23 protein-coding genes are annotated in these 23,172 nt (G+C 39.0%); 8 read left to right on the top strand and 15 right to left on the bottom strand.

Annotated features, from left to right (window positions below):
* Positions 1 to 50 precede the first annotated feature (50 nt).
* The gene (locus tag ABEG20_RS19445) at positions 51 to 782 is read left to right on the top strand and encodes a class I SAM-dependent methyltransferase (protein ID WP_406824890.1); all 732 of its coding nucleotides are present in this window, start codon (positions 51 to 53) and stop codon (positions 780 to 782) included.
* Between the two features lie 118 nt (positions 783 to 900).
* Here ABEG20_RS19445 and hisS read toward each other — a convergent pair whose 3' ends face one another.
* Positions 901 to 2,292 carry a histidine--tRNA ligase gene (hisS, locus tag ABEG20_RS19440; protein ID WP_406824889.1) on the bottom strand — a complete coding sequence of 464 codons (1,392 nt, stop codon included), beginning with the start codon at positions 2,290 to 2,292 and terminating at the stop codon, positions 901 to 903.
* Between the two features lie 47 nt (positions 2,293 to 2,339).
* Here hisS and ABEG20_RS19435 point away from each other — a divergent pair, with 47 nt between their 5' ends.
* Entirely contained in the window at positions 2,340 to 2,504 is a 165-nt protein-coding gene (locus ABEG20_RS19435) for a hypothetical protein (RefSeq protein ID WP_406824888.1), read from the top strand.
* 56 nt (positions 2,505 to 2,560) lie between these two features.
* On the opposite strand, the gene ABEG20_RS19430 is transcribed toward ABEG20_RS19435, so the two are convergent.
* From ABEG20_RS19430 to ABEG20_RS19415, 4 genes are all read right to left on the bottom strand, one after another.
* On the bottom strand, positions 2,561 to 3,304 hold the full coding sequence (locus ABEG20_RS19430) for a LytR/AlgR family response regulator transcription factor (RefSeq protein WP_406824887.1): 744 nt from the start codon (positions 3,302 to 3,304) through the stop codon (positions 2,561 to 2,563).
* Between the two features lies 1 nt (position 3,305).
* Complete coding sequence (locus tag ABEG20_RS19425) at positions 3,306 to 4,976, bottom strand: sensor histidine kinase (protein WP_406824886.1); 1,671 nt, start codon at positions 4,974 to 4,976, stop codon at positions 3,306 to 3,308.
* A 361-nt stretch (positions 4,977 to 5,337) separates the two neighbouring features.
* Positions 5,338 to 5,688, bottom strand: a complete 351-nt coding sequence (locus ABEG20_RS19420; protein WP_090504011.1) for a translation initiation factor — start codon at positions 5,686 to 5,688, stop codon at positions 5,338 to 5,340.
* A gap of 183 nt (positions 5,689 to 5,871) precedes the next feature.
* On the bottom strand, positions 5,872 to 6,753 hold the full coding sequence (locus tag ABEG20_RS19415) for a diacylglycerol/lipid kinase family protein (RefSeq protein ID WP_406824885.1): 882 nt from the start codon (positions 6,751 to 6,753) through the stop codon (positions 5,872 to 5,874).
* Between the two features lie 223 nt (positions 6,754 to 6,976).
* On the opposite strand from ABEG20_RS19415, the gene metK reads away from it, so the two are divergent.
* A complete protein-coding gene (metK, locus tag ABEG20_RS19410) occupies positions 6,977 to 8,227 on the top strand; it encodes a methionine adenosyltransferase (RefSeq protein WP_406824884.1) in 1,251 nt (416 codons plus the stop codon).
* Between the two features lie 546 nt (positions 8,228 to 8,773).
* Here metK and ABEG20_RS19405 read toward each other — a convergent pair.
* Both ABEG20_RS19405 and ABEG20_RS19400 read right to left on the bottom strand, forming a co-directional pair.
* The gene (locus tag ABEG20_RS19405; protein ID WP_406824883.1) at positions 8,774 to 9,307 is read right to left on the bottom strand and encodes a biopolymer transporter ExbD; all 534 of its coding nucleotides are present in this window, start codon (positions 9,305 to 9,307) and stop codon (positions 8,774 to 8,776) included.
* 113 nt (positions 9,308 to 9,420) lie between these two features.
* On the bottom strand, positions 9,421 to 9,951 hold the full coding sequence (locus tag ABEG20_RS19400) for a superoxide dismutase family protein (protein WP_406824882.1): 531 nt from the start codon (positions 9,949 to 9,951) through the stop codon (positions 9,421 to 9,423).
* Between the two features lie 118 nt (positions 9,952 to 10,069).
* Between ABEG20_RS19400 and ABEG20_RS19395 the strand changes: the two genes are divergently transcribed.
* A complete protein-coding gene (locus tag ABEG20_RS19395) occupies positions 10,070 to 10,417 on the top strand; it encodes a hypothetical protein (RefSeq protein ID WP_387506625.1) in 348 nt (115 codons plus the stop codon).
* Between the two features lie 114 nt (positions 10,418 to 10,531).
* The gene (locus ABEG20_RS19390; protein ID WP_406824881.1) at positions 10,532 to 11,383 is read left to right on the top strand and encodes an EamA family transporter; all 852 of its coding nucleotides are present in this window, start codon (positions 10,532 to 10,534) and stop codon (positions 11,381 to 11,383) included.
* Here the strand turns inward: ABEG20_RS19390 and ABEG20_RS19385 are convergent, their stop codons facing one another.
* Positions 11,384 to 11,668 carry a putative quinol monooxygenase gene (locus ABEG20_RS19385; protein ID WP_406824880.1) on the bottom strand — a complete coding sequence of 95 codons (285 nt, stop codon included), beginning with the start codon at positions 11,666 to 11,668 and terminating at the stop codon, positions 11,384 to 11,386.
* Positions 11,640 to 12,269, bottom strand: a complete 630-nt coding sequence (locus ABEG20_RS19380; RefSeq protein WP_406824879.1) for an NAD(P)H-dependent oxidoreductase — start codon at positions 12,267 to 12,269, stop codon at positions 11,640 to 11,642. Before ABEG20_RS19380 ends, ABEG20_RS19385 begins: the two co-directional genes overlap by 29 nt.
* Positions 12,270 to 12,370: 101 nt before the next feature.
* On the opposite strand from ABEG20_RS19380, the gene ABEG20_RS19375 reads away from it, so the two are divergent.
* Together ABEG20_RS19375 and ABEG20_RS19370 are read left to right on the top strand one after the other, a co-directional pair.
* The gene (locus tag ABEG20_RS19375) at positions 12,371 to 13,273 is read left to right on the top strand and encodes a LysR family transcriptional regulator (RefSeq protein ID WP_406824878.1); all 903 of its coding nucleotides are present in this window, start codon (positions 12,371 to 12,373) and stop codon (positions 13,271 to 13,273) included.
* A gap of 88 nt (positions 13,274 to 13,361) precedes the next feature.
* Entirely contained in the window at positions 13,362 to 15,857 is a 2,496-nt protein-coding gene (locus ABEG20_RS19370) for a PAS domain S-box protein (RefSeq protein ID WP_406824877.1), read from the top strand.
* Between the two features lie 158 nt (positions 15,858 to 16,015).
* Here ABEG20_RS19370 and ABEG20_RS19365 read toward each other — a convergent pair whose 3' ends face one another.
* Both ABEG20_RS19365 and hutH read right to left on the bottom strand, forming a co-directional pair.
* A complete protein-coding gene (locus tag ABEG20_RS19365; RefSeq protein ID WP_406824876.1) occupies positions 16,016 to 18,022 on the bottom strand; it encodes a urocanate hydratase in 2,007 nt (668 codons plus the stop codon).
* A gap of 18 nt (positions 18,023 to 18,040) precedes the next feature.
* Positions 18,041 to 19,573 (bottom strand): histidine ammonia-lyase, encoded by a 1,533-nt coding sequence (gene hutH / locus ABEG20_RS19360; protein ID WP_406824875.1) that lies wholly within the window; start codon positions 19,571 to 19,573, stop codon positions 18,041 to 18,043.
* A gap of 76 nt (positions 19,574 to 19,649) precedes the next feature.
* Between hutH and ABEG20_RS19355 the strand changes: the two genes are divergently transcribed.
* Complete coding sequence (locus ABEG20_RS19355; RefSeq protein WP_406824874.1) at positions 19,650 to 20,543, top strand: LysR family transcriptional regulator; 894 nt, start codon at positions 19,650 to 19,652, stop codon at positions 20,541 to 20,543.
* Here ABEG20_RS19355 and ABEG20_RS19350 read toward each other — a convergent pair whose 3' ends face one another.
* From ABEG20_RS19350 to ABEG20_RS19335, 4 genes are all read right to left on the bottom strand, one after another.
* Positions 20,544 to 21,005, bottom strand: a complete 462-nt coding sequence (locus ABEG20_RS19350; protein ID WP_293742406.1) for a hypothetical protein — start codon at positions 21,003 to 21,005, stop codon at positions 20,544 to 20,546. It lies immediately after the preceding gene.
* A 120-nt stretch (positions 21,006 to 21,125) separates the two neighbouring features.
* A complete protein-coding gene (locus ABEG20_RS19345) occupies positions 21,126 to 21,548 on the bottom strand; it encodes a hypothetical protein (protein WP_406824873.1) in 423 nt (140 codons plus the stop codon).
* Positions 21,549 to 21,623: 75 nt separating this feature from the next.
* Positions 21,624 to 22,406 carry a hypothetical protein gene (locus ABEG20_RS19340; RefSeq protein ID WP_293742404.1) on the bottom strand — a complete coding sequence of 261 codons (783 nt, stop codon included), beginning with the start codon at positions 22,404 to 22,406 and terminating at the stop codon, positions 21,624 to 21,626.
* A 64-nt stretch (positions 22,407 to 22,470) separates the two neighbouring features.
* A complete protein-coding gene (locus ABEG20_RS19335) occupies positions 22,471 to 23,166 on the bottom strand; it encodes a hypothetical protein (RefSeq protein ID WP_406824872.1) in 696 nt (231 codons plus the stop codon).
* Positions 23,167 to 23,172 lie beyond the last annotated feature (6 nt).

The following is a 23,172-nucleotide window of genomic DNA, read 5'->3' as shown; positions in this document are numbered from 1 at the left end:
TATATTCAACCTTACCCATTCACTCCTTCCAACATTCAATCATTAAAACAATGAAAGATAACTTTTCTACCCAATCTGCCGATTACGCCATATACCGGCCAACATATCCGCAGGAACTATACGATTATCTGTTTGCCCTGGTAAAAAACAAGGAAACGGCATGGGATTGTGCCACAGGTAATGGTCAGGTTGCCCGGGTACTGGCGCAGCATTTCGGGTCGGTTTATGCAACAGACATTAGTGAAAATCAATTGAAAAACGCTTTACAATTGCCCAATATCACTTATAAAGTGGAGCCAGCAGAACAAATATCGGTTGGTAATGCCAGTTTTGATCTGATTACGGTAGCACAGGCCATCCACTGGTTTAATTTCGAAGCATTTTATGCCGAAGTAAGAAGAACACTAAAACCAGACGGACTTTTTGCAGTAATTGGTTATGGGATTATGTCTGTCGATAAAAAAGTAAACAAAGTTATCCATAAGCTTTACGAAGATATATTAGGCAAATACTGGGACAGTGAACGCCGTTATATTGAAGAAGGCTACAAAACCATACCCTTTCCTTTTGAAGAAATGATTGCACCACATTTCCAGATCAAAACCACCTGGAATTTTAACCAGCTAATTGGCTATTTAAATACCTGGTCTTCCTTGCAGCACTACAAAAAAGCCAACGATCGCAATCCCCTGGAGTACCTCTTTACCGAACTAAAAGAAGCCTGGGGGGATGATGCAGAAAAGGATGTCCATTTCCCGATTTTATTGCGGGTTGGGCGATAAATTTAACCACAGAGTCAACAGAGAAAAGGCACAGAGCACACTGAGTAAATTTTTAAGCGACTAAAGTTGCTCTGTTTACTCTGTGAAAACTCAGAGATCTCTGTGGTTAATTAAACTTCTATTTCAACAACTCCAGTATCCCTAAAACAGTTAGCTTTTTCTGCTCACCGCTTTTCATATCTTTTAAGGTCAGCTCTCCGCTGGAAATTTCATCTCCACCAACTAAAATAACATAAGGTATGTTTTTGGCATCGGCATAAGCCATTTGTTTTTTCAGTTTCGCCGAAGTTGGATATAATTCTGCCGAAATCCCAGCATTTCTAAGCTGCTGAACAATCGGCAAGGCATATTTTTCGGCTTCTGCATCGAAATTACTGATCAAAACTTTTGTTCCTACTTCTGCTGAGGCAGGGAAAAGGTTAAGTTCTTCCAATACATCATAAATACGGTCGGCACCAAAAGAAACGCCCACACCGGTTAAGCCTTTTAAGCCAAACATACCCGTTAAGTCATCGTAACGGCCACCACCGCCAATGCTGCCCATGACCACTTCATTGGTTTTAACCTCGAAAATACAGCCGGTATAATAATTTAATCCACGTGCTAAAGTAATGTCTAACTCTAATTTACCTGTTAAAGGTAAACCATAAGCATTCAGGCTTTCTACATAATCAAAAACCTGTTCTATTTCTGCAATACCTTTTAAACCCGTTTCAGATTGCCCTAAAACTTCTTTCAGGCTGGCCAGTTTTTCCTCGTTAAAACCTTCCAATAAAATTACCGGACGGAGTTTTTCCAAATCCTGTTCGGTAAAACCGCGTTCCAACAATTCTTTACTTACCCCATCTAAACCGATTTTATCTAGTTTATCAATGGCTACCGTCATATCGATAATCAAATCAGGCTTACCGATAATTTCGGCAATACCGGATAAAATTTTACGGTTATTAATTTTGATGGTGAAATCCTTTAAGCCTAGTTTGCTCAAAGCTTCGTTATAGATCAAAATAAACTCGGCTTCGTTCAATAGACTTTCAGAACCCACCACATCCACATCACACTGGTAAAATTCACGGTACCTGCCTTTTTGCGGACGATCGGCACGCCATACCGGCTGTACCTGAAAACGTTTAAAAGGCAAGGTAATTTCGTGCTGGTGCATCACCACATAACGGGCGAAAGGCACAGTCAAATCGTAACGAAGCGCTTTTTCGGAAATTAAAGGAATCAGCTTGTTACTATTATCTTCTTCAGCAAAATTGAACGATTTCTTTTTTGGATCTTTAAGATAATCCCCGCTGTTTAAAATTTTAAAAATCAGCTTATCGCCTTCATCGCCGTATTTTCCGGTTAAGGTTGAAAGATTCTCAAAACTTGGCGTCTGGATTTCGGCATAACCATATTTTCTGAAAACCGTTTTAATGGTATCGTAAATAAAGTTGCGTTTAACCATTTCAACCGGGGTAAAATCGCGGGTACCTTTTGCTAATGAGGGTTTAATAACTGACATAGCCGCAAAAGTACAAAAATGTAAGGTTTAAACCTTGCAGGTTTTTAATGGCCTTATTAAAAAACGATAAGTTATATAAATACATAGGTGTTAATTGCAAACTGCCAACTGATTTGGGCGTTCCCCAAGCTACGCAAGGGTCGGGCTCTTTCAGGGCTGCGCTTCGCTCCGGTACCGATGAAGGATCGGTACTGAACCCTTACAATCCCTAACGCGAACTTTGCTTATGAGACCTCGCCGTTTTGTGAAACCTGCGAGGTCTGAAAAATCATTTCCCCAATACCTCTTTAACCATTTCCCTGTTTGGCTTAGATACCGGGATTTTATCACCATTATTCATCAAAAGCGTCCCGCCATCTTCTTTCAGCCAGCTTTTTACAAATTTCGGATTCACCAGGTGACTTTGGTGTGCCCGTACAAAGCCATGCGGTTTTAGCAGATCTGAGTACTCTTTCAGTGGTTTCGAAATCAGGATTTTATCACCATTGCTTAAAAAGAAAAAAGTATAGGTATTATCGGCCACGCAACGGATAATATCATCAACAGGAACATACCGGATTTCGTGCTGTTGAGGCAAGGCAATTTTCGGGCTGCTCGATTCACTTTTTTTAATCTGGCTCAACAAAAAATTAAGCTGCTCACCATTTATTTTATTCCTGAACCTGATTTCAGCCTTTTCTACCGCAGCTTTCAGCTCTTCAGGATCAACTGGTTTGAGCAGATAATCAAGGGCCGCAAATTTTACTGCCTGGATGCCATAATGATCGTAAGCGGTTACAAAAACAACCTCAAAAGTTTTCTCATTGAGCAGGTTCAACAGATCAAAACCTGTTGTTTTACCCATCTGGATATCCAGGAAAAGCAGATCAGGATGATGCAGGTTAACCTGTGCAAAAGCATCGTCAATATTGGATGCACTGGCTACCACTTTGATATCGGGACAGTGTTTATCCAGTAATATCTTTAGATTTTCTAAATTGGCGACTTCATCATCTACTAAAATTGTCCGCATTTTATAACCATTGATTAATTGTGATCCGGATTAAAGTTCCATTTGCATCTGCTTTCATCTCCAACAAAAAGGTGGTTTCTTTGTAAATCGAATTCAGTAAAGATATTCTGTTTTTGGTCAAAGCCAAACCCAATCCGGCATAATCTTTTTCTACATCGAAACCATTGCCGTTATCTTTTACACTTAGTATCAAATCCGTTTCTTGTTTTATAAAACTGATTTCAATCTTTCCGTTATTCCCTTTTCCGGCAATGCCATGTTTCACCGCATTTTCTACAAAAGGCTGTAAAAGCATCGCCGGAATTTCGATATTCTCCACTTCCAGATCAGACGAAGCAGTAATAATATACTGAAAGCCAAAACGTAACTGCTCCATCTGCAGATAATCATCTAATAACATTTTTTCTGCTGTTAAGCTGATGAGTTCCTTATGGTCTAAAACATTACGCGTTAATCGTGCAAATTTGCTAAGGTAACGGTTGGCATTGTCGATTTCATTTTTGTTCATCAGGTTTTGGATGCCAGCAAGTGCATTAAACAAAAAGTGTGGGTTTAACTGCGAACGAACAGAATCTAACTGGAGTTTGGCAATTTCTTTTTCCTGCAATTTCTGAGCAATTATTTCGGCAGCTCTTTTTTTACGGTTATTGAGAATTAAAACTCCTACAAGACCGAAAAAGCCCCCAATTATAATCCCTTTTAAAAAATCTTTAGATGTAAAAAAATTTTCTTTCTTTTCAATTACTGTAAACTCAAAAGATGTTTGGGGTAATGTCCAGCTTACACTACGAGGCAAATCAAGCGATCGGTATATTTCTGGTGCAATTGAAACCTGATATGTTCCCGGTTTCTTAAAATATTCAGCATCAACTGAGATGTACGAATTATCCCAATCACTGGTTGTTAGAACAGTTTCTTCAGGGTAATCACCACCATGTCGGGTTATTTTTGCTTTGTAAATAAAATTAACACCTGTATTTTCTATACCAATCGACATTAGTTTTATACTATCACTTACAATAATAGTTTCGCCATTATTTAAAGGATGCCGTTTTAGAAAAAAGGATTTCTGCCCCTTTTTTATCACTAGTCTGGTCATTTCACTAACAGATAATCCTTTTGTATTGATTGATTCTGAAAACAGATTCTTAATCAATACTTTCGGAGGTAAAAGAGGATGATTATAAATTACAATTGTATTTACTTTAAACTTCTGAGGCAGTTTATATATTTTAACAATAATCTTCTTACCAACAACATTATAATCACCCAAACTCATTGTAAAATAATTTGGAAAATCACTCTCTTTGGGCCATCTAAAGTCTATCTTCCTCGGAATGGCATCATCCACAAGAAAAACACTATCGTTCTCTATGACAGAATATCTGTAGTATTTTAAGCTATCTTTATGTATTCTGGTCTCCAGATGTATCTTCTCTGACTGGCCAAGAAAAACGTTATTCTTCAATGAGTCTCCAAGATCAGGATTGCTGAACGAAATCCACTTGGTCCTATCATCTACACGAAGTAATACATTACAACTAGAATAGGGAACAGTAATGCCATATAACATTGAATTCCCATTCGCATTACTTAAGAAAACATTCTTTTTTACTTGGCCGAATAATACTAGTGGGGCAAAAAACAGGAGGAAACATATTATTTTTTTCATGCGTTTAATTTTTCATAAACATCTTGCAAAAAATCTGCTTAAGAAATATTAAAACAGGATATAGTCTGGATAAACTAGTAAAAGAGTTTGTTGAACCAGTATTTAAATTTGAGCGCCACATTTAATCATAGAATTGTACACCATAATATCGATACAAAAAGATTCAAAAGAACGGTCGTCATTCCCGCGCAGGCGGGAATCTTAATGCAAGATAAAGACTTTAATAAGACATTACGATTCCCAATTGAGTTGGGAATGACGCAAAGATTATAGGCATCGCCCTCTGGGCGTAGTCGAAGACTCCTGCACAAGCATATCAAATAAAGATCCTTCGTTGCACTCAGGATGACAGCTTTTTCTGTTATCCCCCGGCCTTTTTCACTTTATAACCATCTTTTTGCAAAATACCCATCACTTTATCGCGAACATCACCCTGAATCATGATTTCGCCATCTTTAACCGATCCGCCTACACCACATTTGGTCTTCAACATTTTGCCCAACACCTCTAAATCTTCCGAACGGCCTCGAAAACCAGTAATTAACGTTACCGCTTTACCACCACGGTTCTTTTTATCCAGCATTACCCGCAAATCCTGCTGGTTGTTTGGCGAGGTAACCGTATCATCAACTTCTTCTTCGTATTCGAATTCAGGATTGGTAGAATACATAATTCCGCCAAGATCGCTTAAACTGTTTTTCTTTGGTTTCATGTTTATCATGTTATATGGGAAATGGATGATGGTTAATGGTTTAAATCGGTTATTGACGCGTAACTCCAAACTAGTTCACCTGTTCATTAGCCATTGGTTTATTCATCAATGGTTGATAGTTTTATGGCTCATGATTAATCTTCAGTCCGGCTCAAAACTCCAAGCCCTCAACTCCAAACTAAACTATGGAACAATTACTTTTAACGAGAGTGGATTCACCAAAGCTTGAATCTCCACGCCCATTTGCAAAGGCTCTCCATCTACATGCACCGCTCCCGCAGCTTCTCTTGTAATCTTAATATTTTTACCCTTAATAATTTCAATCATATCTGATGTTTCGGCCTTTCCTCTTAACATTACATAACCCAATAGTGGCAATTTTATTATTGGAAAAGGTTTAATAATGCAAATATCCAGCAACCCGTCTTTTACCGAAGCATTTGGTGCGATGTAAACATCATTTCCATACTGCGATGAGTTGGCAACGCTGATGGCGAAGGCTTTTCTGGTATATTCTGTACCGTCGATATTCAAATGATAAGTTTGCGCCTTATAATTAAAAACCTCCTTAAAACCCAGTTTTACATAACCTGATAGCCCTCGTTTTTTGTCTTTAGAAAAAACAGCACTCAGATGGGCATCAAATCCCATTCCGGCCAGGTTGAAAAAACATTTTTTATTAAACTCGGCTGTATCAATTTCATCAATCTTAAAATCATTGATGATGGACAGCGCATACCTTAAGTTTTTAGAAATATTCAAAAAGCGGGCAAGACCATTGCCTGATCCCAGCGGCAAAATTCCTAAAATTTTATGGTGCTTTAATACTTTTGTAGCAACTTCGTTTATGGTGCCATCGCCACCTGCAGCAACAATTACATCAAAATTTTTGGTGGCGGCTTCGTCTGCCAGTTCGCCGGCATGCCCCACATATTCGCTAAAAACGAAATTGGGGCTAAACTTTTCCTTATCCAGGTATTTGTCGATAAAATCTGGAATACGCAGTTTCCCTCTCCCACCAGAGATAGGGTTTATGATAAAGAGGATATTGATCTTTGTGTGCAAAGTGTAAGATTGAGTGCACAAAATAATCTATAATTTTTGAAATAAAGAAAATATGCTAATTTTGCGACAGTAAAAAGTGGATTGATTTGCTATCCCGATACCTCGGGACCGGATTGCAACCACTTAAAAAAATTGCTAATGCCTCCTTTCAATCATTTCAATACCTGTTTCCAAGGGGTTTGGCAATCATAAATTTGTTTATTTATCATTAATTATTTAATAAATGTCATATTTATTTACATCAGAATCTGTTTCTGAAGGTCACCCAGATAAAATCGCCGATCAAATTTCGGATGCATTAATTGACAACTTTTTGGCTTTCGATCCGGAATCAAAAGTAGCTTGCGAAACATTGGTAACTACGGGTCAGGTTATTTTAGCAGGTGAGGTAAAATCTAAAACATATTTAGATGTACAGCAGATTGCACGTGATGTAATCAAGAAAATTGGTTACACCAAAAGCGAATACATGTTCGAGGCCAACTCTTGCGGTATTTTATCAGCTATACACGAGCAGTCGCAGGATATTAACCAGGGTGTAGATAGAAGCAGTAAAGAAGAACAAGGTGCAGGCGATCAAGGTATGATGTTTGGTTATGCAACCAACGAAACTGAAGATTACATGCCCCTGGCATTAAACCTTTCTCATAAATTATTACAGGAACTGGCTGTTTTACGCCGCGAAAATAACGAAATTACCTATTTACGCCCGGATGCAAAAAGCCAGGTTACATTAGAGTATGATGATAACAACAAACCGGTTCGCATCGATGCCATTGTAATTTCTACACAGCATGACGATTTTGATGAAGAAGCTGCAATGTTGGCCAAAATCAAAACTGATCTGGTAAACATCCTGATTCCAAGAATCATCAAAAACAACCCGGCTTATGCACATTTATTTAACGATAAAATTGAGTACCACATTAATCCAACCGGTAAATTTGTAATCGGCGGTCCGCATGGCGATACGGGTTTAACCGGTAGAAAAATTATTGTTGATACTTACGGTGGCAAAGGCGCTCACGGCGGTGGAGCTTTCTCTGGTAAAGATCCAAGTAAAGTAGACAGAAGTGCGGCTTATGCTACCCGCCACATCGCTAAAAACTTAGTGGCTGCCGGTATTGCCGACGAAATTTTGGTTCAGGTATCATACGCTATCGGTGTTGCAAAGCCAATGGGTATTTATATCAATACTTACGGAACGGGTAAAGTAGGTAAAACGGATGGCGAGATTGCTAAAATTGTAGAATCGATTTTCGATATGCGTCCTTACTTTATTGAGCAACGCTTAAAATTAAGAAACCCAATTTATAGCGAAACTGCTGCTTACGGACACATGGGCCGTACACCAGAAACCGTTACCAAAACTTTCAGAACTCCAAACGGTGAAAAAAAAACCGTTTCAGTTGATTTGTTTACCTGGGAGAAATTAGATTACGTAGATCAGGTTAAAGCTGCTTTCGGTATTTAATTTTCTAATAAATCATAAAAACAGGCGTTTTGCAACATGGCAGAACGCCTGTTTTATTTTGCCAACTTACATCTAAATTTTCCCAGCTGTAAGTTTAGTGGTTTACAAACCGCAGTAAAACTGTTTTTTGAAAAGCAGGGTTCGTCATGCTTTGGTTCCGACCGCCCCGCCATCCGCTTTACTTCGCTGCGCTCCGCGTTCGCTCCTGTCAGGTTTATTTAAGTTAGGCAGGTGGTCCTTAGGAAGAACATCTCCCCTCAAAAGCAGATACTTGAAGCACTGTAGTTTTCCGGCAATAGCAGCAAAAACATCACCTGTCTAAACCTGATTGGCGCGAAAATCCTTTTTTGCCTCCCTCAATGAGCTTTTACCGCAGTTAGCGTGAAGGCAAAAAAGATTGAAGCAAAAAGCAGGACGGGCATTAAAAGAAGCTACTGTATTTGCTTTCCAAAAAACAACATACATATTTAACTTTCGGTTTTGTACCGGATGGTAACATCCAACACCACAAAAAATTTGGACAGGTGGTTCTTAGGAATAAATGTCTTAAAGCCTATTATTTTTCATAAACGACAATTCTTTTTCGGCGAAATGATCATCATCGATGCTATAAGACTTAATATCTGCAATTTTCATTTCATCAACCACATCTACAAAATTTTGAAACTTGGCCATTTTGCCTGGTTTAATGATCACAATCATATACTTGGATGGATTATGCTGATGGGTAGCTGCCACCAATAGCTTATTCGAGGCAATTTCCTTTTGGAGACTTGCCACAGGGGTCACTTTCATGTTGGCTTTTTCAATAGTCCCCATATAAGAAACGGCCTTGTTATTTTTACCCAGTACAATGGTCATGGTGCGTGATTCGGGATAGTTTTCTACCATGTTAATATCCGTCTTATCTGGCTTAGCAATATCAGCAGCATTTAACTGGCTCAGCGTTGTGGTGAGCATAAAAAATGTAGTTAATAAAAACATCAGGTCTACCATTGCAGTAAGATCTACCCTTGGTGTTGCTTTTTTGGTTCTTCCTTTTACGGCCTTGCCGCCTTGAGATTCGTTTAGAGTTGCCATAATGATTTAGATTTTTTAATGATGATGATAACCCTTATGAAATTGCATAAAAAAGCGGCTAAAAATTTAACCGCTCAAAAAAATCGTCAGCAATGACGATTATATCAATATAACTACTTCACGGCTTCAATAACGCCACAGCCCACTCTTGGCCCTGAGTTACCCGTAGGTTGCGTGGTATAATCATCTTTACCGCCATGTACAATAATTCCCCTGCCAATAATATTTTTAATATCACCATCTTTAATGCTCCACCTATCGGTAGTAACCGAAAGTGTGGCATGTCCTTTACCATCTAACATGATATTGCCAATATCGCCACTGTGGTAAGCTGCCGATCCCCATTTTCCATGGGCTTCTTTTGTAGGATTCCAGTGACCGTGAGTGTTCTCGCCCATATTGCCACAATCGCCATGTTCATGAAAGTGTACCGCAACATTGCTATCTGCCCTTGCTGCAAAGTTCATTTCAATATCCATTTTAATTTTCCCATCGCTTAATTGATAAAACTTTGCCGTTCCAATGGTTTTCGTATTGTCAGCTGTTTCGGTTAAGGTAGCCATTGCAATTTCCTTCTCCGTTTTTGTACAGGCACTTACAAGCGCAACACCTGCAATTGCCAGGCTTAAAAGATATTTTTTCATATGATTAAAATTTAGTTTAAACAAGAACACATTGGCAATCATTTAGTTTGCTTTAAAAAGAATGATGGCAAAACCATTTCGAATGCCACTTGTTTAAACAGTATAAAATAGTATAACTATGGAACAGCCAAATGAAATGAACACTTTAAGTCAAATTTTAGAAAAATTGAGGCTGAAAGGAAAAGATAACGAACTAAAAATATCTGATCACGGTAAGATGCAAAGTAAATCGTTGGGTAAGATTTACAAACCAGAGGATTTAACTATTGTTAAAACCTACCGCTTTGAAGGAGATTCAGACCCTGCAGACAATTCAGTATTGTATCTGATAGAAGATAAAGAAAAAAATATTGGATATGTATTAGATGCTTACGGAACATATTCTGATAATGAAGGTCCGGCATTTGATGATTTTTTAAAGAAAATTCCAACAGAAAACAGGGACGAACAGGAACTGTTCTCTTAATAACTTCAGCTTATAATATAAAGGGGAAGCAGCGTAATCTGATTCTCCTTTTTTTATTTTAAATGAGTATCGGTCTATAATTCCCTAATTTTGCGCCTCATTTACGAGCCCCAGATGAAAAGCAAAATTAATATTCCGCCCATACCTGCTGTTTTACTATCCATTATTAGTGTGCAATGTGGGGCGGCAATTGCAAAAGGGCTTTTTCCACAAATCGGGGCTGCCGCAACAGCATCTTTACGGATCGGCTTATCTGCTGTAATCTTACTAATTGCCTTTAGACCAAACCTATTTAAACTTAATGCCAAACAATGGAAATACGTGATCCTATATGGTGTTTGTTTAGGGGTAATGAATATGGTTTTTTATATGGCCATCGCCCGGATTCCGATCGGTTTAGGGGTAACTTTAGAATTTGTTGGCCCACTGGGACTTGCTATTTTTGGTTCGAAAAAACCTATTGATTTTCTATGGGTGGTACTTGCTGCAACAGGCATTGTATTAATCACCCCATGGACGGGCACAGGACTTAATTTAGCGGGCGTACTGCTGGCGCTTTTGGCTGGTGTTTTCTGGGCGTTTTATATCATTTTGGGCGGTAGAATTTCCAAAATTATGAAAGGAGGTGATGCCGTTGCCATTGGAATGTTATTTGCCACCATAGTCATTTTGCCTTTTGGCATTTTTGGTGGCGGTTTAAGCTCGCTAACTCCTAAATTAACTGGGTTGGGAGCGGCACTTGCACTATTATCAAGCGCCATACCCTTCACCTTGGAAATGAAAGCATTTAAGCAGCTTCCCGCCCGAACCTTTAGTATTTTAATGAGCCTGGAACCTGCTATGGCTTCATTAGCTGCACTTGTTTTTTTACAGGAATACCTCAGCTTAAAAGAGTGTTTTGCAGTGGCCTTTGTTGTCATTGCTTCTGCAGGTTCCTCCTTAACCACTAAGTATACCAAACGATAATCAGGCTAATTTTTCTGTTTTATGGATGATGATCTCATCAGTTAACCGGTCAGCTTGCGCCACAAAATTTACGAGATAGGGCTGCTCGTTGTGGAGATCCAAACCTGCCTGATCTTTCCACTCCTCGTGAAAAATAAAAATGTAATCACTCGCCGACTCATGCAGATCGTACTGAATGCAGGCTTCCTCCTGGCGCGAATTTGCGACCATATCCAGCAGCATGGTTCTTAATTCCGTTACGGTTTCCGCTTTGCTTTTAACTATTGCTGTTAAATGAATGCTCATATATTGCTGTATTTAAAAAATTTTGGGTTAAATGTTCCTGGTACAATTTAAGTGCAGTCCTAATATCTGCATTCTTTTCTACATCATGAAAATGAATTCCTGGTATTTGTTCCATTCCGGTAAAGGCATTCATCCTGTGGAAACCGAACAAAACACCTTCATCCACACTGGTTTCCATAAAAAATTCTCCTGGCAAGGTAAATGCTTCTTTAGGCGCATTCCATGATGATGTGACCATATATTTCTTACCTTGCAACATGCCACCGGTACCATAATTCCGGGTTGGATTTTCAGCTTTGCGCCCGTCGCTAATGTAAATCCCATTTTTATGCCCTTCAGTAAATACCACATCTATATATTTTTTAAATCCATGTGGCAACTGGAACCACCAGATTGGGGTGTGGTAAATGACAACATCTGCCCAAACATACTTTTCTACTTCTTCCTTTGGATCGTATTTGTGATTGATATTGGTTGTTTTTACCTCAAATCCTTTCTGAGAAGAGAAGAAATCTAGCGTAGCATTCGCTATCGTTTCATTGAACCGGCCGCCGGAATGACCAAATTTTTGTCCTGCATTGATTATAAATATTTTTGTCATTTTGTTCTTTACTATTTGTTGAGACAAAATTATAGCAACATTATGCATCATTAAAATAAGTTAATTCATAGCTTTGCATCAGAATTATAATAGTTGGCGATATGGTTAATTTAGAATGGTATAGAAGTTTTAAGGCAATTTATAAAACAGGAACTTTAACTGGTGCAGCTGAAAACCTGTTTATTTCACAGCCTGGAGTAAGTTTGCATTTAAGTTCTTTGGAAAGTTACGTAGGTTATAAACTGTTCGAACGAACAGGCAGGAAAATGATTCCTACCGAAAAAGGAAAAGTATTATACAATTTTATTATAGAACCTTTGATCAAACTGGAGGATGCAGAAAAACATTTTCAGAAAAGTACAGAGCAGCACACCCCGACCATTAGCGTAGGTATGTGTTTCGAAACTTTTCAGATTACGCTTGAGCAATATATTTCTACCCTTCCGTTTAATGTCATTATTCGTTTTGGCGAATATCCGGAGATGTTGGATCAACTGGACAAAGGCATTTTAGACCTCATTATTACCCCGCAAAAAGGCAGTTCGCCAAATGTAGAACATGATGCCTTTTCTTCCGAAACCATCGTTTTAGTTAGCGGAATAGGTACCGATGTACAAACTTTTGATGCATTGGTTAAAAATAAAGACCTATCAGGAATGGAGACCTGGTTAAAACAGCAAAAATGGTATGGTACTGCTGGCGATATGGAGCACCTCTTACGTTTTTGGCAGCTTAACTTTGGCAAGCGTGCCGATTTCCGTCCAAACTACATTGTACCTAATCTCAATTCGATTATCCGCTGCTTATCTGGAGGAAAGGGCCTGGCGATCATCCCCGATTTTCTTTGCAAAAAAGAAGTTGAAGATGAAAAAATAAAGATAATTTGGGAGGGCACATCGAAACTCACCAATACTTTATACTTTGGTTGTAGAAAAAATACGCAATATGCATCAGAAATTAATTTAATCAAAAACCTTTTTAAAGAGGTTATGGTTAGTATATAGTTTCTATTGAAAAAATCCTTCTTAAGTCTGTTTTTATTTTGAAACTTAAGTAAAATAACTATTTTAGATCACGTCGTAAAATTTCAGAATGAGTCAGTCCAGTCCCTTTTTAAGTAATGATCAATTATTAGAAGTTTTTAACTATACCCATACTGCAACGGCCATTCATGTTGGAGAAACGGCCATTATACAGACTGCAAATAATGCCATGCTCAGAATTTGGGGGAAAGACAGGACGGTGATCGGAAAATCGCTTGAAGATGCCCTGCCTGAGTTAAAAGGACAGCCTTTTATTGAGATGTTTAGAAGGGTTTGGCTGGAAGGCCTTGTGATTTCGGGAAAAGATACCGCTGCCGACCTGATTATCGACGGGGAGCTAAAGACCTTTTATTTTGATTTTGAATACCGGGCCATCAAAAATGATGAAGGTAAGACCACTTGTATTTTACATACTGCGGTTGATGTAAGCGAGCGGGTGCTGAGACGTGAGGCATTAGAAAGAGAGAAAGAAAAGGAAGAAGCATTACAGCGGGAACAGGTACTGAACGAGGAGCTCGCGGCCACAGTTGAAGAACTTGCGGCAACGAATGAAGAACTGGTGGCCACAAACGAAGAATTACAGGAAACACAGGAAACGTTACATGTTTTAAATAACGAACTCGAATTGAGGGTTTTAGAACGGTTTAACCAACTGTCTGAAAGCGAAAAACGCTTCAAAACTATGGCTGAAGGTACCGATATTTTTATTGCCGTTGGTGATGAACATGGAAATGCGATCTATTTTAACAAACCCTGGACAACCTTAACTGGCAGATCGATGAAAGATCTGCTTGCTTTTGGCTGGGCCGATCTGATCCATCCTGAAGACCACGATCGGTATTTGAATATTTACCTTTCAGCCCTTCAGGATAAAATAGCATTTACCGGCGAATTTAGGATCCTGACCAGAAAAGGCGATTACCGATGGCTTCTTGCCAATGGTCCGCCACGTTTCCACGCAGATGGATCTTTTGCAGGTTATATCAGTTCTTGTATTGATATAACCGAAAGAAAATTAGTTGAACTGGAGCGTTTAAATCTCAATAAACTCATCGAAGCCAGTTCAGAATTTATTGCTTTGGTTGGTTTAGATATGTCCATCCAATACTTAAACCCTGCAGCATTAAGAAAATTAGGTTGGGTAAATATTACCAACCGAAATATACTGGAGGTTATTTTCCCGGCAGACAGGCCTGCTGCTGAAAAACTTTTACCTGGAGTTTTGCAGGGTATTAACTTCAAACAGGAAATCCGTTTCTGGAATGAAATAACTGGAAATCCTTTTTGGATTGAATGGAATGGTTTTGCCATAAAAGATCAGGAAACAGATAAAATAACTGCCATTGCTTCAGTAAGTCCGGATATTACCGAACGAAAACTTTACCAGGAAGAGTTGCAGGATATCAACATCGAAATGGCAGCTGCAAATGAGGAATTGGCTGCTACAAACGAAGAACTTGCCCAGACACATGAAGACCTCATCCAATACACCAAAAAGTTAGCTGATAGTGAGGAAAGATTACTCCAGGCCATTGATACCGGAAGAATGGGTACCTGGAGCATCGACCCTAAAACCCTCGAAATTACGGTATCTGGATTTGTCAAAAATTTACTTGGCCTGCCACTTGATGAGCCTGCTAAAATGGATGATATGATGAGCGCAATCCATTCCGATTATCATGATATGTTGAATAAGTCTTTGGCTAACGCACTGAATAGTCATTCTTCAAGCGACAATGAATATCCGATAACGAATTTAATTACGGGTGAAGAAAAATGGGTTAGGGCAACCGGGAGGGTATTTGTAGATCAGCATGGCCATATGACAGAGTATTCCGGGCTCTTTATCGATATCACGGAGCAAAAACTAGATGAGCTCCGCAAAAATGATTTCATCGGGATGGTTAGTCACGAACTAAAAACACCATTAACAGCCATCAACGGCTTTGTCCAGGTTTTGCAGCGTAAGGCTAAAAAAGATGGAGACAATTATGAGATGATCGCGCTGGAAAAAACAAATAGCCAGATCAGAAAAATGACGACCATGATCAATGGTTTCTTAAATGTATCACGTTTGGAATCCAGCAAGTTACTGATCGAAAAAACAAACTTTAATTTAGATGAGCTGTTGAAAGAAACCATTGAGGAAACCTATATTTCGCAATCTTCTCATCAGATTATATTACACCCGACCTGTGGGGTAGACATTAATGCAGACCGGGATAAAATCGGCAATGTAATTTCCAACCTGATCAGTAACGGAATAAAATATTCGGATAATGGCACGCGTATAGAGATCACTTGTAAATCAACTGAGAATGAAGTTGAAGTGCAGATTAAGGATGAGGGCATAGGGATAAAGCCGGAAGATATCGAGAAACTTTTCGAACGTTATTACCGTGTACAAGGCAACCATACCATCTCTGGTTTTGGCATCGGACTTTATTTAAGTGCAGAAATTATAGAAAGACATGGTGGCAGAATATGGGCTGAAAGTGAAGAAGGTAAGGGTTCTGTTTTTCATTTTACTTTGCCATTGCGTTAGTTAACCGAGCTTTTTACCGCAAAGATCATAAAGGTGCTCGCAAGCGCGAGTTAAATTTTTAGCCTGTCATTCTGAGTGAAACTAAGAATCTTTCTCTCTAGGCAGGAAAGATTCTTCACTGCGTTCAGCATGACAATAATGGCATTTCGCTTAAAAGCCTACTCTATTTCCAAGCCATCCAGCACTTCATCATCAACCAAATTTGGCAGCGTAATTTTCAAATTAGCTGTACGTGCCATTTCACGTTCGATAGCAAAACGGGCTTCTTTATTACGTGCCCAGCTCCTTCTGGCAATACCATTGTTTACATCATAAAAAAGCATGTTCTGCAATTTGTCTTTGGCTTCATCAGTTCCATCCAATACCAACCCGAAACCACCGTTTATCACCTCACCCCAGCCTACGCCTCCCCCATTATGGATCGAAACCCAGGTTGCCCCCCTAAAGCTATCACCTATCACGTTATGAATAGCCATATCGGCTGTAAACCTGCTGCCATCATAAATATTGCTCGTTTCTCTAAAAGGAGAATCCGTTCCGCTTACGTCGTGATGATCTCTCCCCAGGATTACGGATGCTGATAATTTACCTGTTTTAATCGCTTCATTAAATCTCCCGGCAATTTTTGCCCTTCCTTCGGCATCGGCATATAAAATCCGGGCTTTTGACCCTACTACCAACCTGTTTTCTTTAGCTGCTGTAATCCAGTTGATGTTGTCCTGCAGTTGTTGCTGTATTGCTGAGGGTGCAGTAAGCTTTATTTCTTCCATCACTTCCTTCGCTATGCGATCGGTTAAATCAAGATCCTTTTCATCGCCTGAAGCACAAACCCATCTAAATGGGCCAAAACCATAATCGAAACATAGGGGGCCTAAAATATCCTCCACATAGGATGGATATCTGAAATCTATTCCATTTGGTGCCATTACATCGGCACCTGCCCTACTGCACTCCAACAAAAAGGCATTTCCATAATCAAAAAAATAAGTTCCCTTAGCCGTATGGTTGTTAATGCTTTTTGCTTGTCTTTTTAACGATTCCTGTATATAAACTTTAAATTTGCCTGGCGCATCGGCCATCATTTCATTAGCCTCAGCAAAGTTTAAACCTACCGGATAATACCCCCCAGCATATGGATTGTGCAGAGAAGTTTGGTCAGAACCAATGGTCACTTCAATATTTTCCTGATCAAAACGTTCCCAAACATCCACCACATTACCGATATAGGCCAATGAAACCGTTTGTTTTTCATTTTGGGCCAACAAAACCCGTTTTACGAGTTCATCCAAATGCTCAACCAGCTCATCTACCCAACCTTGTTCATGCCTTTTTATTGCAGCTTTCGGATTTACTTCAGCACACACCGTAATACAGCCAACAATGTTACCTGCTTTGGTTTGAGCACCACTCATCCCCCCCAAACCAGCCGTTAAAAAGATTTTTCCGGCAACTTCTTTTCCATGAAACCCTTTTTTACGGAAAGCATTCATCAAAGTAATAGCAGTACCATGTACAATGCCCTGAGGGCCAATATACATATACGAACCCGCTGTCATTTGTCCATATTGGGTTACGCCTAAAGCATTAAATTTTTCAAGATCTTCGGGCGAGGAATAATTAGGAATCATCATGCCATTGGTCACCACAACACGTGGTGCCGCGGCATTGGAGGGGAATAATCCCTGCGGATGCCCACTGCAGATATTCAGCGTTTGCTCATCGGTCATGGTAGCAAGGTACTGCATTGTTAAAAGATATTGGGCCCAGTTTTGGAACACGCTACCATTACCCCCGTAGGTAATCAGCTCTTCGGGATGCTGCGCTATGGCCGGATCCAGATTGTTCTGGATCATGAGCATAATGGCTGCCGCATGTGGTGTACGGCAAGGGTATTCAGCAATCGGTCTTGCATGAATGGCATAATCGGGCATAAAACGGTACATATAAATATGTCCGTAATTTTCCAGTTCGGCCAGAAATTCATGCGCCAGATCCGGATGCCAGGCCTTCGGGAAATAACGTAAAGCATTTTTAATACTCAGTTTTTTCTCTTCGGTATTTAAGACCGATCTCCTTACCGGCGCATGGTTGAACATGGGATTTCTATCCCTCTTTGCTGGCAATGTTGAAGGAATACCTGCCAGTACCTTTGCTTTAAAATCCATAATCTGAAAATTAAATTCTTAATTTATTGTAGATGCTTTGTTGGCAACGGCAACAATCTTACCATGCTGCACCATTTCGATGGCATTTTCCATCCGATCGTACATAATCTGGTCTTCCTCAAAATGATCAATCTCAGTACGCACAAAATCATGTACAGCAGCCAAAATTTTTCCAGGTTTTAATGGCTGATGGTAATCAACCGCCTGTGCGGCACAGAATAATTCAACACCCAGGATTTTCTCCACGTTTTCAATCACCTGCAATGCTTTACGTCCACTAATGGAGCCCATGCTTACATGATCTTCCTGGCCTAAAGACGTGGGGATGCTATCGGCACTGGCGGGGAAACACAGACCTTTGTTTTCGCTGGCCAGCGCCGCAGAAGTATATTGAACGATCATGAAACCCGAATTTAATCCAGTCTCTTTCATCAGTAATTTTGGCACACCAGGGGTATTACCTTCCAAGGAAAGATAAATCCTCCGATCGCTGATATTCCCAATTTCAGCGGCAGCCAAACAGGCGTAATCGAGTGGCAAAGCCAGTGGCTGACCGTGAAAATTCCCCCCACTGATAGTTAAGTCATCATCCATTATAACCGGGTTATCGGTTACCGAGTTCAGTTCTATTTCCAAAGCTTCTTTTAAATGCAGCCACGCCGTTCTGGAAGCGCCATGCACCTGTGGAATACACCTTAAAGAATACGGATCCTGTACTTTGGCACAATTGGCATGCGATTTCATGATTTCAGAACCCTCCAATAGTTTACGCACCTGTTCTGCCACGGCGATGTTTGCCGGATATGGCCGCAACTGGTGGAGCTTTGCATGAAAAGGTTTTTCTGATCCCTGTAAACCTTCAATCATCAATGCAGCGATAATATCAGCAGATGAAAGTACATTTTCCAAACGTTGTACCACTTTAACGGCATGCGCAGCAATAAACTGCGTTCCATTAATTAAAGCCAAACCTTCTTTGGGGCCAAGTTGTATCGGCTCTATACGATGTTGCTTTAACAGTTCGGCCGTGGCTATAATTTCGCCATGATAATGAACCTTGCCTAAACCAATCAGTGGCAAAAACAAATGAGAAAGGGGAGCAAGATCGCCAGAAGCACCAACAGAGCCTTGCTTAGGCACTACAGGCGTAGCCCCAATTTCTAAAAACCAGATCATTCGGTCGAGCGTTTCGATTTTAATCCCTGAAAAGCCCTGTGCCAATGCCTGGAGCTTTAACACCAGCATCAGTTTTGATATTTCACTATCTATCGGCTCACCAACACCAACAGCGTGGCTTTTCAGAATGTTTTCCTGCAGTTTCCGGGTGTCAACAGCCGAAATCATGGAAGTACAAAGCGGGCCGAATCCTGTATTAATACCATAAACCGCCTTACCTGATATAGCTATCCGCTCTACCGCCTGACTGCTTTCGAGCACTTTCGCCCTTGAACTTTCGCTTAATATGCCTTTCACTTCACCTTTACTAATGGCCAAAGCCAATTTAGCGGTTAAATGATCTGTTCCGTAGTTAAAAATCTGTTGTACGCTCATATGATGAAGGTTTTAAACAAAAATAAGCGCTATATTTGATACCTATAAATACCAATTACATCATCATGTAATAACCATGAGTTATCAGATAGAGCTTAGGCATTTCAAATATTTTCAGGTTTTGGCTGAGGAACTGAAGTTTAGAAAGGCTGCAGACCGCTTATTTATTTCGCAACCTGGACTAAGCCGGCAGATTAAGCAAATGGAAGAGATTTTTAATGCACCACTATTTGACCGGAACAAGAAAAAAGTAACCCTAACCGAAGCAGGTGTTTACCTTAAAGCGGAGGTAGATTTTCTATTCAGCCATATCGAAAACATTAAAAAACAGATCAGCAATATTAATGAGGGTAAACAGGGCGAACTTCGCATCGGCTTTTTAGGGTCTGCGGCGCAAAAAATTGTACCTGAAGTAATTTTTAAACTGAACAAAGATTTTCCGGAGATCAGCACCAATCTGGATGAAATGCCCAACAAGTTACAGATCGAACTATTGGAAAAAGATATGCTTGATTTGGGTTTTGTAAGAATGCAGCAGTTTAATCCTGGCATTTCTAAATACATGATCCACCAGGATACCTTTTCGCTGGTATTACCTAAAAATCACCCGATAAAAAAGGCCAGCTCTGAAGCGGTAAAAAAGCTGGGCGATGAACCTTTTATCTTTTTCTCGAGTGACGATAGTCCATTTTATTACGACCTGATGATGAGCATTTGCGAAGATCATGGCTTTAAACCTAAAACCTATCATAAATCGGTTAATGCGTTAACCATTTTCAAACTGGTAGAAGAAGGTTTGGGTATCGCCATTGTGCCTACCGGCCTGCAATATGGCTACCGGGAAAACGTAAAATTTGTAGAACTCACCCATATTCCGCAACGAACAGAACTCTATATGATCTGGAAAGAATCTAACCGAAACCCTGCTTTAAAAAATGTGATTAAATTGCTGTTGAAAGATAATACTTAGCTATTTCTGCGTCAATATCTTATGCTTCAACATTACTCTTTTTAAACCTAAGCCTTCCCTACTATAAACAAGTTTCGTTTTCTTAAAGTGGCCACCCTCATCCTCAGTCATCCATATAAAACTATTGTCTAAATCCAGATCTTTGGTTTCAATGAGCGTAGGAAAGTACGGCTTTAACAAGCTTAACATTAGGGTAATGATTTCGTTTTCATAAACCCGGTAAATTCTAAACTTTTCTGTATTAAAAACTAAAAATATTTGAAATAACATTTGATAAAACCAGGATTTCCTGGTTAGTTCATATTGTACTGGCTTATTAAAGTAAGTAAATAGTTTATGCTTATTAAAACTTCGATTATAGAAAATAATGATGTCATCAATTGAATCAATAGCAATTTTCTCCTTTAAAAAGAATGTTTGAATAATCAGCTCGTTATTTTCTAAATAGATTTTATAAAACATATTTTACAATATAAATTATCTTATTAAAAGTGCTTCCAAAGTCTTATTATTTAAGTTCGATACCAGAAATAAAAAGTTAAGGGCCTATTTTAAGAAAAAGATAAAACAACCTTTCTTTTATCATCTGATAATTTCGAGTTTATTGGTACCTGCTGGTTTGTGAAGATAAAAGGTGTGAGATTTTGGCACCATACTTTTAGCAGTCTTAGAAATCAGCGGAGCATATCCGAATGTAAGTGTATCTGCACATACCAAAGTTACCACTCTCCCATCTCCAAAAAATTTTAATTCTGCTTTTGTACAGGGATATATAAAATTTCTTTTTTCAGCAGCATAATCAATCATATTCTTGGTAAGCTTATTTTCAATCTCTTTGTCCAAGGGTTTTGATGCTGCTTCTTCATCAATTGCAGTTCTTACTAATGAAAGAAATTTATTTCTATCACCCTCTTCCAATACCTTTTTGTAATTGTTATAAAATTCATCAACTTCTTTGCGAAGGTTTGGATCGTTATTTAACTTTTTACTTTTGCTCCAGCCCAAAATTTTCCAGTTAACATCTTTCTCATCAACTACAAACGACGTTTTATACGCTGGATATGCGTTAATACAAGCTATCTATCGGATAATTTCAAAAGAATTTTTGCCTTTAGGCAGATGAATGTAGAAAGGAAACCCAAATTCTTCATTCGTCTCCTTTTTTAGATAAAAAATAACAGGTGATGTATTCTCCCTAACTAAATTCACTATTCTATTTTTCGCATACCAAGATATCTGTGGTGTTTCAGGAAAATCCTGCATGATATAGCCCTCAGCTTCCAGCATCTTAAAGATATTATTTAATCCAGCTATATTATCTTCGTCGAGGTACATGGATGCATCTGTTTCTTCATATCTTTTTTTTAAGAGCAAGGTAAGACTGTTTACATCCTTATCTTTAAAAAGTGTATAAATACGGCGGTAATAGTTATGTATCCGTTCAAGAGCAGCTTCATTTTTAATATCGATTATACCGGCATCACTCCAGCCTATTAACCGATAGGGTACTTCTGCCTTAAATTCGCCTGTTGATTCTAACATCGGTAATGTATCCCTTTTAGCCTTTGGCATTTTATACTCATATACGGTTGTCAGCTGCTCCTGATCCATTGTAGAAGCATCAAGGTATTGGATTTTGATAATGGCTTCGGCTTCATGATGTATGGTTTGTGAATTTTTTAAAGGTTTGAACCTCACTTTAACCTGCTGTACACCACTGCTTAGGATAAAATGGTTAATAGGATAATTTGAGTAAATGCCTCCCCCATCGTTATAAGAAAAGGCAAGCACATCATTGATCAAAATATCAAAATTTGCTAGTGAGACATTAAAGTCTACTAAGTAATAAGGTTCTTTCATCATTAGTAATTTATGTACAAACTAACTATTAGTCTTTGTTCGTCGGATACCCAAATTGGGTGATCCACTATTTTTTAAAAAGGTGGGCAAAGGGACTATCATATTCTTTTAATAGTGGTTTTGCATATTCTTGAACAATGTGGTCCATATAAGCTCGTTTGGTTACAATCTTAACAGACATATTGAGATTTGCATTTGTCGGATCTATTGTTATGTGGGTAAGTATATCATTTTTGCTCCAAAAAAACTGCTGAGGATATTGTGTTGACTTATTATCAAATTCATCTGCTACCTCCTTTACATAGCGTGGTAATGCATTTTTTAAAACATTAGCGGTTTCGCTATCTGAGCCTATGAATTTTCTTGTATCATAGGAAATCGAATCGGGGGCGCCGTAAGTTTTAAGCAAATCTTTAAGCAAACTTACAGCATCTCTGTTATCTGGATGCACGCTTATAAAGCTCACTAAACCATTATAGGTCACAACTTTGGTTTCTAAAACATCTGCAATTTTAGCCTTATAGAAAGTTATGTTTTTTTTACCTGCAAAATAATAATATACTACTTTTTCGCCTGTATCAACTAGTTGAACACCATTTTCTGTTGGCATTTCAAAACGTCCACGCTGTTCTTTGATATTATCGGTAAAAGCTGAAAGATCAATATTTGGCTTTTGACCTACTATAAGATCTTTTAAATCGATTTTCTTTTGACTACAACTCCACAGAGCCAAACAAAATAAAATGACCGTAATTTTTTTCATAAATAA

Origin of the sequence: Pedobacter sp. KACC 23697, assembly GCF_045348445.1 — a bacterium.
Lineage (GTDB): Bacteria > Bacteroidota > Bacteroidia > Sphingobacteriales > Sphingobacteriaceae > Pedobacter.
Note: the sequence above shows the minus strand (reverse complement) of the source record. Positions and strands in the feature narration are given on the sequence as shown.

What these genes read in the sequence shown, in the direction of transcription:
- ABEG20_RS19445 (WP_406824890.1), top strand. Translation starts at nt 51, where the DNA reads ATGAAAGATAACTTTTCTACCCAATCTGCCGATTACGCCATATACCGG.
- hisS (WP_406824889.1), bottom strand. Translation starts at nt 2,292, where the DNA reads ATGTCAGTTATTAAACCCTCATTAGCAAAAGGTACCCGCGATTTTACC.
- ABEG20_RS19435 (WP_406824888.1), top strand. Translation starts at nt 2,340, where the DNA reads ATGGCCTTATTAAAAAACGATAAGTTATATAAATACATAGGTGTTAAT.
- ABEG20_RS19430 (WP_406824887.1), bottom strand. Translation starts at nt 3,304, where the DNA reads ATGCGGACAATTTTAGTAGATGATGAAGTCGCCAATTTAGAAAATCTA.
- ABEG20_RS19425 (WP_406824886.1), bottom strand. Translation starts at nt 4,976, where the DNA reads ATGAAAAAAATAATATGTTTCCTCCTGTTTTTTGCCCCACTAGTATTA.
- ABEG20_RS19420 (WP_090504011.1), bottom strand. Translation starts at nt 5,688, where the DNA reads ATGAAACCAAAGAAAAACAGTTTAAGCGATCTTGGCGGAATTATGTAT.
- metK (WP_406824884.1), top strand. Translation starts at nt 6,977, where the DNA reads ATGTCATATTTATTTACATCAGAATCTGTTTCTGAAGGTCACCCAGAT.
- ABEG20_RS19405 (WP_406824883.1), bottom strand. Translation starts at nt 9,307, where the DNA reads ATGGCAACTCTAAACGAATCTCAAGGCGGCAAGGCCGTAAAAGGAAGA.
- ABEG20_RS19400 (WP_406824882.1), bottom strand. Translation starts at nt 9,951, where the DNA reads ATGAAAAAATATCTTTTAAGCCTGGCAATTGCAGGTGTTGCGCTTGTA.
- ABEG20_RS19395 (WP_387506625.1), top strand. Translation starts at nt 10,070, where the DNA reads ATGGAACAGCCAAATGAAATGAACACTTTAAGTCAAATTTTAGAAAAA.
- ABEG20_RS19390 (WP_406824881.1), top strand. Translation starts at nt 10,532, where the DNA reads ATGAAAAGCAAAATTAATATTCCGCCCATACCTGCTGTTTTACTATCC.
- ABEG20_RS19385 (WP_406824880.1), bottom strand. Translation starts at nt 11,668, where the DNA reads ATGAGCATTCATTTAACAGCAATAGTTAAAAGCAAAGCGGAAACCGTA.
- ABEG20_RS19380 (WP_406824879.1), bottom strand. Translation starts at nt 12,269, where the DNA reads ATGACAAAAATATTTATAATCAATGCAGGACAAAAATTTGGTCATTCC.
- ABEG20_RS19375 (WP_406824878.1), top strand. Translation starts at nt 12,371, where the DNA reads ATGGTTAATTTAGAATGGTATAGAAGTTTTAAGGCAATTTATAAAACA.
- ABEG20_RS19370 (WP_406824877.1), top strand. Translation starts at nt 13,362, where the DNA reads ATGAGTCAGTCCAGTCCCTTTTTAAGTAATGATCAATTATTAGAAGTT.
- ABEG20_RS19365 (WP_406824876.1), bottom strand. Translation starts at nt 18,022, where the DNA reads ATGGATTTTAAAGCAAAGGTACTGGCAGGTATTCCTTCAACATTGCCA.
- hutH (WP_406824875.1), bottom strand. Translation starts at nt 19,573, where the DNA reads ATGAGCGTACAACAGATTTTTAACTACGGAACAGATCATTTAACCGCT.
- ABEG20_RS19355 (WP_406824874.1), top strand. Translation starts at nt 19,650, where the DNA reads ATGAGTTATCAGATAGAGCTTAGGCATTTCAAATATTTTCAGGTTTTG.
- ABEG20_RS19350 (WP_293742406.1), bottom strand. Translation starts at nt 21,005, where the DNA reads ATGTTTTATAAAATCTATTTAGAAAATAACGAGCTGATTATTCAAACA.
- ABEG20_RS19340 (WP_293742404.1), bottom strand. Translation starts at nt 22,406, where the DNA reads ATGATGAAAGAACCTTATTACTTAGTAGACTTTAATGTCTCACTAGCA.
- ABEG20_RS19335 (WP_406824872.1), bottom strand. Translation starts at nt 23,166, where the DNA reads ATGAAAAAAATTACGGTCATTTTATTTTGTTTGGCTCTGTGGAGTTGT.